Annotated in this window: 14 protein-coding genes; 6 read left to right on the top strand and 8 right to left on the bottom strand. The window is 69.6% G+C overall.

Annotated features, from left to right (window positions below; genetic code table 11):
- The first annotated feature begins 72 nt into the window (after positions 1–72).
- Positions 73–279, top strand: coding sequence for a cold-shock protein (locus tag AC5RUP_RS05790; protein ID WP_127515201.1), 207 nt, complete (start codon positions 73–75; stop codon positions 277–279).
- 113 nt (positions 280–392) lie between these two features.
- On the opposite strand, the gene AC5RUP_RS05785 is transcribed toward AC5RUP_RS05790, so the two are convergent.
- Positions 393–923 (bottom strand): TM2 domain-containing protein, encoded by a 531-nt coding sequence (locus tag AC5RUP_RS05785; protein ID WP_494069360.1) that lies wholly within the window; start codon positions 921–923, stop codon positions 393–395.
- Between the two features lie 394 nt (positions 924–1,317).
- Between AC5RUP_RS05785 and groL the strand changes: the two genes are divergently transcribed.
- Entirely contained in the window at positions 1,318–2,946 is a 1,629-nt protein-coding gene (gene groL / locus AC5RUP_RS05780) for a chaperonin GroEL (RefSeq protein ID WP_494014691.1), read from the top strand.
- Between the two features lie 86 nt (positions 2,947–3,032).
- On the opposite strand, the gene AC5RUP_RS05775 is transcribed toward groL, so the two are convergent.
- Entirely contained in the window at positions 3,033–3,965 is a 933-nt protein-coding gene (locus tag AC5RUP_RS05775; RefSeq protein ID WP_494154199.1) for a DUF4031 domain-containing protein, read from the bottom strand.
- An 87-nt stretch (positions 3,966–4,052) separates the two neighbouring features.
- Here AC5RUP_RS05775 and AC5RUP_RS05770 point away from each other — a divergent pair, with 87 nt between their 5' ends.
- Positions 4,053–5,048: an RNase H family protein gene (locus AC5RUP_RS05770; protein ID WP_494154200.1), complete on the top strand. Its 996-nt coding sequence runs from the start codon at positions 4,053–4,055 to the stop codon at positions 5,046–5,048.
- A gap of 148 nt (positions 5,049–5,196) precedes the next feature.
- Here the strand turns inward: AC5RUP_RS05770 and AC5RUP_RS05765 are convergent, their stop codons facing one another.
- The 3 genes from AC5RUP_RS05765 to AC5RUP_RS05755 all read right to left on the bottom strand — a co-directional run bounded on the left by AC5RUP_RS05765 (position 5,197) and on the right by AC5RUP_RS05755 (position 7,779).
- A complete protein-coding gene (locus AC5RUP_RS05765) occupies positions 5,197–5,487 on the bottom strand; it encodes a WXG100 family type VII secretion target (RefSeq protein ID WP_493987611.1) in 291 nt (96 codons plus the stop codon).
- A 117-nt stretch (positions 5,488–5,604) separates the two neighbouring features.
- A complete protein-coding gene (locus tag AC5RUP_RS05760) occupies positions 5,605–7,065 on the bottom strand; it encodes a sensor histidine kinase (protein ID WP_494154601.1) in 1,461 nt (486 codons plus the stop codon).
- A gap of 3 nt (positions 7,066–7,068) precedes the next feature.
- Positions 7,069–7,779, bottom strand: a complete 711-nt coding sequence (locus tag AC5RUP_RS05755; protein WP_494069364.1) for a response regulator transcription factor — start codon at positions 7,777–7,779, stop codon at positions 7,069–7,071.
- Positions 7,780–7,957: 178 nt separating this feature from the next.
- Here AC5RUP_RS05755 and AC5RUP_RS05750 point away from each other — a divergent pair, with 178 nt between their 5' ends.
- The gene (locus AC5RUP_RS05750; RefSeq protein ID WP_494069365.1) at positions 7,958–8,221 is read left to right on the top strand and encodes a hypothetical protein; all 264 of its coding nucleotides are present in this window, start codon (positions 7,958–7,960) and stop codon (positions 8,219–8,221) included.
- A gap of 48 nt (positions 8,222–8,269) precedes the next feature.
- Here the strand turns inward: AC5RUP_RS05750 and AC5RUP_RS05745 are convergent, their stop codons facing one another.
- The 3 genes from AC5RUP_RS05745 to AC5RUP_RS05735 form a co-directional block, all read right to left on the bottom strand.
- Positions 8,270–9,925 (bottom strand): DNA repair helicase XPB, encoded by a 1,656-nt coding sequence (locus AC5RUP_RS05745; RefSeq protein WP_494154600.1) that lies wholly within the window; start codon positions 9,923–9,925, stop codon positions 8,270–8,272.
- Positions 9,926–12,514, bottom strand: a complete 2,589-nt coding sequence (locus tag AC5RUP_RS05740; RefSeq protein WP_494158362.1) for a helicase-associated domain-containing protein — start codon at positions 12,512–12,514, stop codon at positions 9,926–9,928. It lies immediately after the preceding gene.
- Between the two features lie 142 nt (positions 12,515–12,656).
- Positions 12,657–12,911: a hypothetical protein gene (locus AC5RUP_RS05735; protein ID WP_494154683.1), complete on the bottom strand. Its 255-nt coding sequence runs from the start codon at positions 12,909–12,911 to the stop codon at positions 12,657–12,659.
- 230 nt (positions 12,912–13,141) lie between these two features.
- Between AC5RUP_RS05735 and AC5RUP_RS05730 the strand changes: the two genes are divergently transcribed.
- Together AC5RUP_RS05730 and AC5RUP_RS05725 are read left to right on the top strand one after the other, a co-directional pair.
- Entirely contained in the window at positions 13,142–13,525 is a 384-nt protein-coding gene (locus AC5RUP_RS05730; protein WP_493979440.1) for a cold-shock protein, read from the top strand.
- A 10-nt stretch (positions 13,526–13,535) separates the two neighbouring features.
- Positions 13,536–14,396 (top strand): DUF3027 domain-containing protein, encoded by an 861-nt coding sequence (locus AC5RUP_RS05725; protein WP_494154684.1) that lies wholly within the window; start codon positions 13,536–13,538, stop codon positions 14,394–14,396.
- Positions 14,397–14,417: the final 21 nt, after the last annotated feature.

The raw sequence follows: 14,417 nt of genomic DNA, 5'->3' as shown, positions 1-14,417 counted from the left end.
GTGGTTAAGGTGAAACCATCCTGCCGCTGAACCGTACACGGCAGGCTGGAACTACTGAGTATGGAGAACGCTATGGCGCTGGGAACCGTCAAATGGTTCAACGCGGAAAAGGGCTACGGCTTCATCACCGTGGACGAAGAAAATTCCGACGTTTTTGTCCACTGGTCCGCTATTCAAATGGATGGTTACCGTTCCCTCGACGAGGGGCAGCGCGTAGAGTTCCAGATCGGCCAGGGCCAGAAGGGCCCGCAGGCAGAAGAGGTCCGGGTCGCCCCGTAGCAGACCCAGAACGACGACGGCGGCGGAGGCTGGGGTGCCTCCGCCGCCGGTTCCTCGCGCCGGCCGGGCTCGCGCCGGTCGGGCTCGCGCCGGTCGGGCTCGCGCCGGTCGGGCTACTCCTTGAGCGGGACCCCGCGGGCATCGCGCTTGAACGGCTCTGCCCCGACCAGGATCATGATGCCCTCGACGAACCCCCACACGGCGCCGAGGCCAAACGTCAGGAACGTGACCACAATCTGCACCACGCCGATGGCGACGTGGCCCAGGTAGAACCGGTGGACGCCGAGGCCGCCCAGCAGGATGCCCAGCAGCCCGCCGATCAGCCGGGACTTCTGCTCCGGGTAGTAGTAGCCCGGGGGAGCCCCGTAGTACTGCTGCTGGCCGTAGGGCTGGCCTTGGCCCGGCTGGCCGGGCTGCGGGTACTGCTGTCCCGGGGCGCCGTACGGTTGCTGGCCGAAGGGCTGCTGGCCCGGTGCGGGCTGCTGTTGCCCCGGAGCCCCGTAACCCGGCTGGCCGGGTTGCGGGTATTGCTGCCCCGGTGCGCCGTACGGCGGCCGTCCGCCGAGCGGCCTCGTCGGGTTGGTGCCCGGTGCCAGGGGCTCGGTGGGGTTGCTGGTGTTCTTCTCGTCCGGTATTTCAGACATGGTTCTCCGACCTTTGCCCGCTGCCGGGCCGATTGTTCGCGTGCGCTGTCTTGCCTGCCAATCTACGCGCGGGGGGCCTGCCGTTTCCATGGGGGTCCACCCTGATTGTTGGCCCGGGGGCGCTCAGGGGGATCTCAGCCGGGGAAGCGTGTCATCCGGCAGGCCCAACAGCTTGCACTCGACACCTGCGAGTGCTAATTATTGAGTTAGCACTCTCGCGGGCTGACTGCTAAGAAAGCCCGTAGGGAGTGAAACCCGCCACCTCGGTGAGGTGAGCGGCGCGGCGTACCGAATTCGCCGTCGTCGTGAGCCGTCCGTCGCGGGCACCGCAGGTGGCCAGCAGCCGTCAAAAGCTGCGTCCAGTGTCTACTGTCCAGAAGGGACGTAAGCCGCTATGGCAAAGATCATTGCATTTGACGAAGAGGCCCGCCGCGGCCTCGAGCGCGGGCTCAACACCCTCGCTGACGCCGTTAAGGTAACCCTCGGCCCGCGTGGCCGCAACGTCGTGCTCGAGAAGAAGTGGGGCGCCCCCACGATCACCAACGATGGTGTTTCCATCGCCAAGGAGATCGAGCTGGACGACCCGTACGAGAAGATCGGCGCCGAGCTGGTCAAGGAAGTCGCCAAGAAGACCGACGACGTCGCCGGTGACGGCACCACCACCGCCACCGTCCTGGCCCAGGCCCTGGTCAAGGAAGGCCTGCGCAACGTTGCTGCCGGCGCCGACCCGCTGAGCCTGAAGCGCGGCATCGAGAAGGCTGTTGACGCCGTCACCGCCGAGCTCATCGCTTCCGCCAAGGAAATCGAGACCAAGGAACAGATTGCCGCCACCGCGTCGATCTCCGCCGGAGATCCGCAGATCGGCGAGCTGATCGCCGAGGCCCTGGACAAGGTGGGCAAGGAAGGCGTCGTCACGGTCGAGGAGTCCAACACCTTCGGCCTGGAGCTTGAGCTCACCGAAGGCATGCGCTTCGACAAGGGCTACCTGTCCGCCTACTTCGTCACCGACGCAGAGCGCCAGGAAACGGTCCTCGAGGATCCGTACATCCTGATCGTCAACTCCAAGATCTCCAACGTGAAGGACCTGGTTGGCATCCTGGAGAAGGTCATGCAGTCCGGCAAGCCGCTGCTGATCATCGCTGAGGACGTCGAGGCCGAGGCCCTGGCCACCCTGATCGTGAACAAGATGCGCGGCACCTTCAAGTCCGTGGCCGTCAAGGCTCCGGGCTTCGGCGACCGCCGCAAGGCCATGCTGGCCGACATCGCCATCCTGACCGGCGGCCAGGTCATCGCCGAAGAGGTCGGCCTCAAGCTGGAGAACGCCACCCTGGACCTGCTGGGCCAGGCCCGCAAGGTGGTTGTCACCAAGGACGAGACCACCATCGTCGAAGGTGCCGGCGAAGCCGACGCCATCGCCGGGCGCGTCAACCAGATCCGTGCTGAGATCGAGAACTCCGATTCCGACTACGACCGCGAGAAGCTGCAGGAGCGCCTGGCCAAGCTGGCCGGCGGCGTGGCAGTCATCAAGGCCGGTGCCGCAACCGAGGTCGAGCTCAAGGAGCGCAAGCACCGCATCGAGGACGCTGTCCGCAACGCGAAGGCTGCCGTTGAGGAAGGCATCGTCGCCGGTGGCGGCGTGGCCCTGATCCAGGCTGGCGCCAAGGCGTTCGCCAACCTCAACCTCGAAGGCGACGAAGCAACCGGCGCCAACATCGTCAAGGTTGCCATCGACGCTCCGCTGAAGCAGATCGCCCTCAACGCCGGCCTGGAGCCGGGCGTCGTGGCCGACAAGGTCCGCGGCCTGGCCGACGGCCACGGCCTGAACGCCGCCACCGGTGTCTACGAGGACCTGCTGGCTGCGGGCGTGAACGATCCGGTCAAGGTGACCCGCTCTGCCCTGCAGAACGCGGCCTCCATCGCCGGCCTGTTCCTGACCACCGAAGCCGTTGTTGCCGACAAGCCGGAGAAGGCCGCTCCGGCCATGCCGGGCGGCGACGAGATGGGCGGCATGGGCGGCTTCTAAGCTTCCCCGCCACCACCTCGGCCTGACAGCAGGCCACGGTTTCAGCGAGGCGCGGTTCCCATCATGGGAGCCGCGCCTCGCGGCCTTTAACCCCTTTCCGGAGCGAGCCAGTCGGGCCTCTCGTGCCAGGCTTCCAGCTCGGCGGAGAGGTTGTGCCGGGCACGCTCCAGCCACTTCTCCCGGGCGGACGGGGTCCGGTAGAGCGGATCCAGCGCCAGCAGACCGCGGACGACGGCGGTGCGCCCGGCGGCGAAGTCGGCGTCGGGCACGTGCGCATAGTCTTTGCGGACGTCCCGGACATAGCTGCGGTACTCCGCCGGCGTTCCGCCGAGGACGGACAGGTCGGCGTCGCACAGCAGGGCACCGGGTCCATCGTGCGGGCCGGGCGAATGGGTGGCCGTGAGCAGGACCAGCCGGACGACTTCGGCCGTCTCCTCGCCGCTGCAGCCCGCGGCCGGCAGCCAGGCAGCCGCGAGATCAGCCGATTCCTGTTCGTCGACGCCGGGCCGGCCGTTGTAGACGGCGTCGTGGAACCAGGCCGCCAACCATACTGCCCGTGGCCGGGGAGCGGACCCGGCCGGAGACCCGGCCGGGGGAGTGAGCTGTTCCAGCGCCTCCAGGACAGCCAGCAGGTGGCCGGGGCCGTGGTAGTGGCGGTGGGGTTCTCCCCAACGGTCCAGCAGGTCGCGGCCGAGGTCCTCCTGCCCGGGCAGCAGCTCGTTCCACCGGCGGAGCAGTACCCTGCGCAGTCTCTCCGGGCGCTGACGGGCCGGTACCCGCAACCCGCTCGCCTGCAGCCGGCGGGTCAGGTCACCGGCGCTGACTTCGACGGCGCCCAGCCTGACCAGCTCGGCGTAGCGGCTGGCCGGCACATCGTAATGGTCCCGGTCGAAGGCCCGCTCGCGGATACCGGCGGCCGCGGCGAAGCGGTGGAGTTCGGCCAGCGACGTGTCGGAGACCAGGTGGGAAAAGTGGGTGCCGTGCGCGGGCCAGAGCGGAGGATCGATGAGTATTGCCACGTGCCCAGCCTAGGGCCAGGAATGTCTGCCCCGCGCCCCGCCGCAGCGCGGGCAGGAACGGTGGCCGGATCTGAAAAGATGGAGATCATGACTATTACTGCTGCCGCCGACGGCTCCGCGCTCGGCAACCCCGGACCCGCGGGCTGGGCCTGGTACATCGACGACACGGCGTGGGCTGCCGGGGGCTGGCCGCACGGCACCAACAACCAGGGCGAGCTGATGGCCGTGCTGGACCTGTTCCGGGCCACGGCGCACCTGCCACAGGAACACCTGCGCGTGTTGTGCGACAGCCAGTACGTGATCAACTGCGTGACCAAATGGATGCCGGGCTGGAAACGGCGGGGCTGGAAGAAGGCCGACGGCAAGCCGGTGCTGAACGTCGACCTGCTCAAAGACATCGACGCCGCGATCAAGGGCCGCAGCTACGAGTTCGAGTGGGTAAAGGGCCACGCCGGACACAGGCTGAACGAAGCCGCCGACGAACGGGCCCGAGCGGTGGCCCTCGCCTTCCAGAACGGCACCGGCGCACCGGCCGGCCCGGGCTTTCCCGGCGGACCGGGAACCTCCGGCAGCGCCGTACTCGGATCGGCGCAGGCTGCCGCCGCCCGCTCGGGAAACAACCCGGCTGCCGCCGCCCGTCCGGGAAACACCCCGTCTGCCCGGCCGGCGGCCGCAGTCGTGCCGGAACCCGATCTTTTTTCCGAGCTGGAAGACTTCGCCGACCCGGCCGCTGTCGGGGACGCCGCGGAAGAGCTGGTGGTGCGGCTCGAGAGGGAGCTGCTCAGCCCCGCCGTCCGGGCTGACTACGGGCGCCTGGCCGTGCTGCTGCACCCCGACTTCGCCGAGATTGGCGAAGCAGGCCGGATGTGGACGCGGGACGCCATGATCAGCGAACTCCAGGAAAGCCTCGAGCTGGACGCCTCGCTGGAGGTCTTCGCCGTCGAACGGCTGGAGGAAGACAGCATCCTGCTGACCTACCGCAGCGTCCGCCGCGACGGTTCCGCCCTGCGCAGTTCGCTCTGGCTGCGCGAGGGCGGGCGCTGGCGGCTGCGCTTCCACCAGGGCACACCCGAGCAGGACTGAACGGCCGGCCGCGGGGCGGCCGCGGTACACCCGACCGGACCCGCACGCGCACACCCGGCACCCTGCCGGACTGCCCCCTGCCGCCGCGCACCCGCACCCTGCCGGACTGCCCCCTGCCGCCGCGCACCCGCACCCGGCCGGACAACGGTCAGGCCAGGAACATCCGGGCGTTGGCCTCCTCGGCCTGCGAGTACTGCTGGGAGGCGTGGGACAACGCCGCGTTGATGCTGGCCAGCGATTCCTCCACCTTCAGCTGGGTGGCCCGCCAGTCCGTGATCAGCTGCTGGAAGTTCGTCGCCGCCGAACCGGTCCACAGCGACTCCAATTCGCGCAGCCCGGATTGCATGGTGTTCACCTCCGCCTGCAGCCGTCCGATGGTGCCCTGCACGGCCATGCTCTTGGCGGCAAGAGCCTCGCTGTCTACCTGGAATACGGCCATGGTGTCCTCCGCTCGTGGATGAATCTGTCCGACACGGTTCAGGCTAGGCAGCCGCGGAAGACGCCGCGAGACCCAAGCCGACGGATGTGGAAAACCCCTGCGGGACGGGCGCTGCGGTCACCCGAGGTGGAAGGCGCCGTCCTCGTCCGCCGGCGGCTGATACGGGATCCGGATGGACATGGTTGCCCCGCCGCCCGGGGTATCCGTCAACCTGACGCTGCCGTCATGCTGGGCCACCAGGGCCGCGACGATGGCCAGGCCCAGCCCAGTGCCGCCGGTTTCGCGATCGCGGGAGGTGTCCGCCCGGTAAAAACGTTCGAACACCCGTGCGGCCTCGTCCTCGGAGATGCCCGGGCCGTGGTCGCGGATCTCCAGAACAGAATTCAAGCGGTCGTCGCTCGCCGGCTGGACGCCGACGGCGATCTCCAGCGGTGAGCCGTCGGGTGTGTAGCGCAGGGCGTTCGTGACCAAGTTGGCGACAACCTGGCGCAGCCGGGCCTCGTCGCCCACGATCGGCGCGGGCCGCGGCGCCCCGCCGTCGAGCCCCACGACCGTAATGGCACGGTTGGGGGCGCTGGCCCGTGCGTCCAAAGCAGCATCGTTGCCGAGCATGAGGAGATCCAACGGCCTGGTTTCGAGCGGACGCTGTTCATCCACCCGTGCCAGGGTCAGCAGGTCTTCCACGAGCTGGCCCATGCGCTTGGCTTCACTCTCGATCCGGCCCATGGCCGCACCGACGTCGTCGGGCGTCTGCAGCGCGCCGTGCCGGTAAAGCTCGGAGAAACCGCGGATGGTGACCAGCGGGGTGCGCAGCTCGTGCGAGGCATCCTGGACGAAGCGCCGCATGCGCTGCTCAGACGCGGTCCGGGACGCGAAGGCGGTTTCGATGTGCGCGAGCATGGCGTTCAGCGAACTGGACAGCCGGCCCACTTCGGTCGCCGGGTTCAGCACGTCGACGCGCCGGGAGAGGTCCCCCGCGGCGATGGCCGCTGCCGTTTTCTCCACCCTGGCCAAGGGCCGGAAGGATCGGGTGACGACCAGCCACACGATGCCGATGGCGGCCACCGTGGCCGAGACGGCGATGAGGAGCGTGCTGGCCGCGACTTCGTCGAAGGTGCTGTTCACCTCGTTGTAGCTCACCGCCACCGCGACGGAGCCGGAGTCGTTCTGGAGGGGCGTGACCCACACCCGCCAGCCCTGGCTGTCCCGATCGGTGCCGGGAACGTGGAAACCCCGGCCTTGGAGTGCCTGGGCCCTGTCGGGAGTGATGTCCCGCAGGTCCGGGCGGTCACCCGTTGGGTTGGTGTCGATCGTGAGCTCGCCGCCGCGGGTGAACAAGGCACCGTAGTACCTCGTCGACGGGTAGGACATCCCGGTGGGGGCCGTCGCCTCACGGACCAGGAAGGACGAGATGGACTGGCGGTTCTTGGTCAGGTCGTTGTCCAGCTGCCTTACCAGCGTGTCGTGAAGCAGGGTCAGGATCAGCGCCGAGGTCAGGGTCAGGGTGGCGACCATGAGCACGCCCATGATCAGCACCAGCTGGGACCGCAGGGATGCTGACTTCCATCGATCCAGCATGGATCAGCGGCGGTCGGCCGTGCGCAGGAGGTACCCAACCCCGCGCTTGGTCTGGATCAGCGGCGGAGTATCCGGATTCGTGTCGATCTTCCGGCGCAGGTAGGAAATGTAGGACTCGACGATGGAGGCGTCGCCGTTGAAGTCGTACTCCCAGACATGGTCGAGGATCTGCGCCTTGGAGAGCACGCGGTTGGGGTTCAGCATCAGGTAGCGCAGCAGCTTGAACTCCGTGGGGGAGAGGTCGATGACGTCGCCGCCCCGGCGCACCTCGTGCGCGTCGTCGTCGAGCTCCAGGTCATCCACCTGGATGATCGCGTCGTCTTCCAGCAGCGGCCGGGTGCGGCGGAGCACGGCGCGGATCCGGGCCACCACTTCGTCCAGGCTGAACGGCTTGGTCACGTAGTCGTCGCCGCCGACCGTCAGGCCGGTGACCTTGTCTTCGGTTTCGTCGCGGGCGGTGAGGAAGACCACCGGGAAATGCCGGCCGGAGGCCCGCAGCTTGCGGGTGACGGTGAACCCGTCCATGTCTGGCAGCATCACGTCCAGCACGGCCAGATCCGGTGCATGCTCTTCGGCGGCGTCCAGGGCCTCGCGGCCGTTGGCCGCAGCCACTACCTCGAATCCTGCGAACCGCAGCGAGGTGGACAGCAGTTCCCGGATGTTCGGCTCGTCGTCGACGACCAGCAGTTTGGCTTCGGGCTCAGGCTTTTTCACCCTTTCAGTGTGCTCCCGGTTTCTGGGAGTTTGCTGAATGAATGCTGCGCGTGCAGGGCGGCCCGGATGCCCCATGCCCGGCCGGGGCAAATGGGTCGTTTGCCCGATGCCGCCACACCTGTCGGCGACGGATTCTTGATTCGTCGGCGAAAGTCCGGCACAAGCCGAAAGGGAAATCATGCAGTCAGCAGTATTGGCCCGCGAATCCAAAGCAACGGATATTTACGAGGCGGTTGAGGAGTTCGACGGTTCCCGACGCTTGGACCTCCGGCAGTTGCTCCGCGACACGGCGAGGGCGCTGAGCGCGGCGGCGGGCACCACACGCCGAAGCCTTGCCCGTCGCCGGATGGACCGGCGCCGCTGGGCGGTTGATTACCAGCGGCTGGAGGAGGTCCGCGAAGAGGCCTTCATGCAGCTGTACCGAAACGGCGGCCTGCGCTGAGGCCGGCGGCCGGTCCGGACCGGCCTACGGCGGCAGCTCCGGACCGGCCTACGGCTGCAGCACGTCGTTGGCGTCCTTGATGGTGTAGGCGTAGCCCTGCTCGGCCAGGAAGCGCTGGCGTTTGGCCGCGAAGTCCTGGTCCAGTGTGTCCCGCGCCACCACCGTGTAGAACCGGGCAGCCCGGCCGTCCGACTTCGGGCGCAGGAGCCGGCCCAGGCGCTGGGCTTCTTCCTGCCGCGAGCCGAACGAGCCGGACACCTGGATGGCCACGGTGGCTTCGGGCAGGTCGATGGAGAAGTTGGCGACCTTAGAGACGACCAGCGTCTGCAGTTCGCCGCGGCGGAACGCGTCAAATAGCCGCTGCCGTTCCTTCACCGAGGTCTCGCCCTTGATCACGGGCGCGTCCAGGTGTGCGGCAATCTCGTCCAGTTGGTCGATGTACTGTCCGATCACCAGCAGCTGCTCGCCCCGGTGCGCCCGCACCAGGGCATCGACCACCGGGGTCTTGGTCGGGGATGTTGCGCACAGCCGGTACTTGTCGCCGTCGTCGGCCATGGCGTAGGCCACCCGCTCGTCCCGCGGCAGGTCCACCCGCACTTCGACGCAGTCCGCGGGGGCGATGTAGCCCTGCGCCTCGATGTCCTTCCACGGCGCGTCGTAGCGCTTCGGGCCGATCAGCGAGAACACCTCGCCCTCGCGGCCGTCCTCGCGCACCAGCGTCGCGGTCAGCCCCAGCCGCCGCCGCGCCTGCAGGTCAGCGGTCATCCGGAACATCGGGGCCGGGAGCAGGTGCACCTCGTCGTAGATGATCAGACCCCAGTCGTTGGCATTCAGGAGCTCCAGGTGCGGGTACAGCCCGCCGCGGCGCATGGTCAGCACCTGGTAGGTGGCGATGGTGACCGGCCGGACCTCCTTGACCGAGCCGGAGTATTCGCCCACCTCCTCGGCGGTCAGGGAGGTCCGGCGGACCAGTTCGTCCTTCCACTGCCGCGCGGAGACGGTGTTGGTCACCAGCACCAGGGTGGTGGTGGAGCTGGTGGCCATCGCGGCCGCGCCGACCAGCGTCTTGCCGGCCCCGCAGGGCAGGACGACGACGCCGGAACCGCCAGCCCAGAAATTCTCCACGGCCAGGCGCTGGTACGGCCGCAACTGCCAGCCCCCGGGTTCCGCGGATTCGGCCAGCGCGATCGGATGCGGCGTGCCGTCGACGTAGCCGGCCAGGTCCTCCGCGGGCCAGCCCAGCTTGAGCAGCAGTTGCTTGAGCTGGCCGCGCTGGGAGGAGTGCACCACGGTGGTCTCGGCATCGATCCGCGGACCCAGCAGCGGCTGGATCTTCTTGGCGTGGATGACCTCTTCGAGCACCGGGTAGTCGGTGGTGCGCAGCACGAGGCCATGCTGCGGGTCCTTCTCCAGCCGCAGCCGCCCGTACCGGGACATGGTGTCCTCGATGTCCACGAGCAACGCGTGCGGCACCGGGAAGCGGGAGTAGTTCAGCAGCGTGTCCAGCACCTGTTCGGCGTCCAGCCCGGCGGCGCGGGCGTTCCACAGTCCCAGCGGAGTGATCCGGTAGGAATGCATGTGCTCCGGTGCGCGCTCCAGTTCGGCGAACGCGGCGATGGCGTGCCGGGCCTCGGTGGCCTGTTCGTGGTCCACTTCCAGCAGGATGGTCTTGTCGCTTTGCACGATCAGGGGTCCGTTGGCCATTCAGCTGCCCTCCACTAGTTCAATGTCCATCACGCGGTGGATGGAGACGGTGCGCTCGCTGTCACGGTCGGGGTCGAAGACGCGCACCCGCCCGCCGCTGACGGACAGCGGGAGCATCACCTGGCGCCGGTGGTTGCCGTCCGGGTCCACGATGCCGATCCGCACCTTCTGTTTCAACCGGACCGCGGTGCGCAGCGTTTCCAGCGCCAGCAACGGCCCGGCCTCGGCGGCCGGGCGGGCGGGAACGCCGCTGCTCCGCAGCATCGCCAGCTGGGCATCGGTGTCTTCGGCGCTGAGTTCCCAGGGGTTCGTCCTGACCGGGAACGACGACGGCGCGCGGCCGGCCTGCGCCGCCGCGGCACCATCGGCCGGGGTGCTGTCAGCGGAAGTGCTGCCGCCGCCGGTGCCTGCCCTGCCGCCGCCGGTGCCGGCCCCGCCGCCCAGGGCCACGCCGTCGTCGGCCTCCGGAGCCGGCGCATAACCGAGCTGGCGCAGGGAGGCGAGTAGGTCGCGGGAACTGGCCCGCGACACCAGCACCGTAGGGGCCAGCCGGCGCAGGCCCAGGCGGGCCGTGCGCGGGTCGGCGAGGAGGTCCGTCAGGGCATCTTCGTCGTCGCTGCGCAGGAAACCCGCGGCCGATCCCACCCGCAGCGCACCGTGCCGGGAGGCGGTGTCCTCCACCAGGTACTCCAGCGGCTGCGGCACGCCGGTGGCCGAATGCCGGGTCAGGAAGCCGAGGATCCCGGCCGCATCCCGGCCGGCGTCCAGGGCGCGCCGGATGCTGTCGGCCGAGAACCGGTAGATGGCCGCCGGGCCCTGGCCTTCCGCGTTCGACAGCAGGGACAGCTCGGCGGCGATATCCGGGGCCAGATACCCGGGAGCAACGGCCGTCAGGTCCGCCTGCAGCATGAATTGGTCCAGCGGTGCCGGCAGCTGCTCCGCCAGCAGCGCGGCGGCGTCGGCCAGCCGGTCCTGCGCTGTGGCCCGCCCCAGATCGGTCAGCGCACCGGAGCCGGTGAGACCCAGCCGCGCGGCCTCGGTCAGGATGCCCGGAACCAGGCGCTTGAACCGGCGCTGCTGCCGGGGCCGTCGCCAGACGAGGTAGGCGGTAATCGCTTCCGGCGTGGGCGCCGGCGTGCTGTCGGCCAGTCCGCCCTGCTCCGCTGTGCCGTGCCCCGCTTGGCCGCCGGCGGAATCGGCCGCACCGCAGAGTTCGTCCAGTGCCTCGAGCACGTGGCGCCGGACTGCCGGTGCGTCGGGCCGCGATGCCTCGGCTGCCAGCGCATTGATGGCGGTGTCCGACGGGGTCCGCCCGCCCACCAATGACGGCGCCCGGTCCAGCTGTAGCCAGGACGCGACCAGCAGCTGCCATTGGTCCCGGCGCTCGAGGGAGCCGAACGCGGCACCCGCAGGGACCACCCAGCGGGAGGTGTCTACGTCCAGGACGACCAGGCCGGCGGCGGCGGACAGCTCCAGCAGCCAGCTGGTCATTCCCGGTTCGATCCGCAACGCCTCGGCCAGCCGCCGGACTTCGCGGACACCCACGCCGCCGGCCCGCAGCGTGGCCACCGGGCCCCGGCGTATCTGTTCCAACAGTTCGGCCACCAGGCGCAGCGTCTCGGCCGCGGCGGAGAAGGCCGCGTTGTCACGCAGCGAATTCCGGACCTGCCGGGCTGCAACCTCCGGCGGCCGCGTGTGCCAAGGGTCAGCCACGGCGCCGCCGCGCACCGCCAGGCCCACTGGCCGGGGGAGTTCCACGTGCGATGCGTCGATGGGCACCAGCAGCGCGTGGGAGGCCAGCCAGTCGATGGGCGAGGTAGTGTCTCGCGGGCCGGTATCGGCGAGCGGGTGCGGCAGCGCCCCGAGCGGGGAGCGGCGGAACTTCCCGAGCAGCTCCTCCGTATGCTCCGGTGCCTGGGCCATCAGTGCCGGCCAGGTCCGCGGGTCGGCGAGCCAGCTCTCGAGGGCGGCGGCTGCCCGGACGCCGGGGGACGGGGCGCCGGAGCCTTCGTCCGGGTCCGGCTCGGCAACGTCGGCGGGGAGGGCATGACCGGCCTCCCGCAGCAGCCGCGCCGTCCGGATCATATGGTCGGCGGCCGCGGGGCTGGCTGAGGCCAGGGCTGCGTAGCTGCGGCCGAGGCCTGACGGGTACGGTCCGAGTGCTTCGGCCAGGCTCGCCACCGGTAGGTAAGCCGGGGAAGGAGGGGCGGCACCGCCGTCGTCGTGGGAGGGCGGTTCGGCGAGCAGCAGCAGGGCGAGTCCATGCAGCCGCGCCAGGCAGGAGCCCAGTTCGTGAAGCCACGCGGTGCCGTCGGGCGGCAGGAGCAACGGCCGCAGGGAGCGGGCGTCGGCGGCGCGTCCGGCATCCACGTCGGTGCTGAGCACTACCGCTTCGAGTACGTCCAGCTCGGGCCGGGACAGCTGTTCCAGCACCCGCTGCAGGCTGATCCGCGTGCACGCGCGCGCAGCCAGTGCAGAAAAGTCCGGCACGGCCGGCAGGCAGAGATCCGGACGGGCGCCGAACAGCTGCCGCAGCTCGGCGTCGCTGCGGGCGGCCAACTGGCCGGCCAGGGCGCGGATGGAGGACACCGGATTAACGTTACCCCGCGCCGCTGCGGCCCAGCGGTGTAGGGACGGGGTGGTCTTGCGGCCTACGGTGCCCGGCCGCGAAGGTCTTGGCGGCCGGGAGCGGCGGGGACCAGCCCGTCGTGGGGCAGGGGTGGCTACGCCGCTAGCTGCGTCGGCGGCGGCGGACGCTGCCGGCCACCAGCAGCACCATCAGCACGAAGGCGATGGGAAAGCAGAACCAAGTCAGTCCCAGAAAGCCGGCCCACACCTCGGTTCCGGCCATGGCGCCGGCCAAAATCACGCCCAGGCTGCCCAAACCGGCCAACAGCGCGACGACGGCGGCAAGGACCAGCACTCGGTGCAAAACACCGGACTCGGCGGGGCGGGACGCATTGTGGGCGGGGACGGTTGCGGGCATGACACCAGATTACAGCCGCCATTCCGGAGCCTCATTCCCGGCGCTCACGCCACGAGCGGAAAGCGGCGGGCAACGGGCTCGGCGGTCAGCGGAACGCGATAACCTAGAGACAGACTTTCCCCGATTCGGCGCGGTCGCGTGTGCGACCGCTGTGCTACCGGCGGGGCCCATGGTAAGAACGCAGCAGCGTGCGGTACCGCTGCATCATGAAGCAGAACGAGGTAAGCAAAGTGCCCATCGGCAAAGTCAAGTGGTTTGACACGGATAAAGGGTTTGGATTCCTGGCCAGCGAGGACGGACAGGAAGTGTTCCTGCACGCCTCGGCGCTGCCGGCCGGCGTCAAAGACGTCAAGCCAGGCACCCGGATGGAATTCGGCATAGCCGATGGCCGGCGCGGCCCCTCCGCGCTCTCGGCGCGCATCCTCGACGCCGCTCCCTCGGTGGTCCGGGCGACGCGGAAGCCGGCCGAGGACATGGCCGTGATCACCGAAGACCTGATCAAGCTGCTGGACGAAATCTCCAACGGCCTGCGCAGGGGCCGCTACCCGGAGCGCTCCCACGCGTCGAAGGTTGCCGCGGTGCTCCGCCGCGTAGCCGACGACCTGGACGCGTAGAGCGGCCTCGATGACTGAAAACATGACCGACGCCGGCGCTGAAACGGTTGACGCGGGGCAAGCCGTCGCCGACGAGCCGCAGGCCGAGGCGGCGCCCCGGCGTCGTCCCGCCAGACGCGCTCCCAAATTGGACCCTGTGTTGGCCGCCGCGGTGGACCGTGCGCGTGACGGCGTGCTGGAGATCGCGCCGTCCGAGCAGATCGGCGCACACGTCGGCACCTTTGCCGACGGCGACCGTCTGGTCACCCACCGGTTCGAGGCCCAATTGGCGGGCTACGCGGGCTGGCAGTGGTTCGCCACGCTGGCCCGGGTGCCGCGGGGCAAGGAAGCAACTGTTTGCGAAGTGGGCCTGCTTCCCTCCGAGAAGTCGCTGCTGGCCCCCGAGTGGGTGCCCTGGGCCGATCGGGTTCGGCCCGAAGAAGCCGCGGCTGCGGCGGAAGCAGAAGCGGCGGAACGCTCCGAGGCCGCTGCTGCAAACGATGGGGCAGAGAAGGCGGAACGCTCCGAGCCTGCTGCCGCGAACGAAGTAGCGGAGGCGGCGGAACGCTCCGAGCCTGCTGCCGCCGACGATGCGACGGCGACGGATCGCACCGAGGAAGCCGCGGACGGCGCCGAGGCAGCTGCTGGCGATGATGTGGCAGCGACGGATCGGACCGAGGCAGACGATTCCGATGTAGCCGCGGACGGCGTGCCCGCAGCCGAGGACCTGCGCCCGGTCACGGAGGACGTAACCGACGGCTACGGCGCCGAGGCCTCCGACGGCACCGCGACCGAGGCCTCCGACGTCACCGGCGCCGAGGCCTCCGACGTCACCGCGACCGAGGCCTTCGACGTCACCGCGACCGAGGACGGCGCCGAAACTACGTCCTGACGCGACCCATCGACGAGGCAG

This window comes from Arthrobacter sp. Y3223151 (assembly GCF_059091125.1).
The sequence above is the reverse complement of the archived record's forward strand: the minus strand, read 5'-3'. Positions and strand labels throughout refer to the sequence as shown.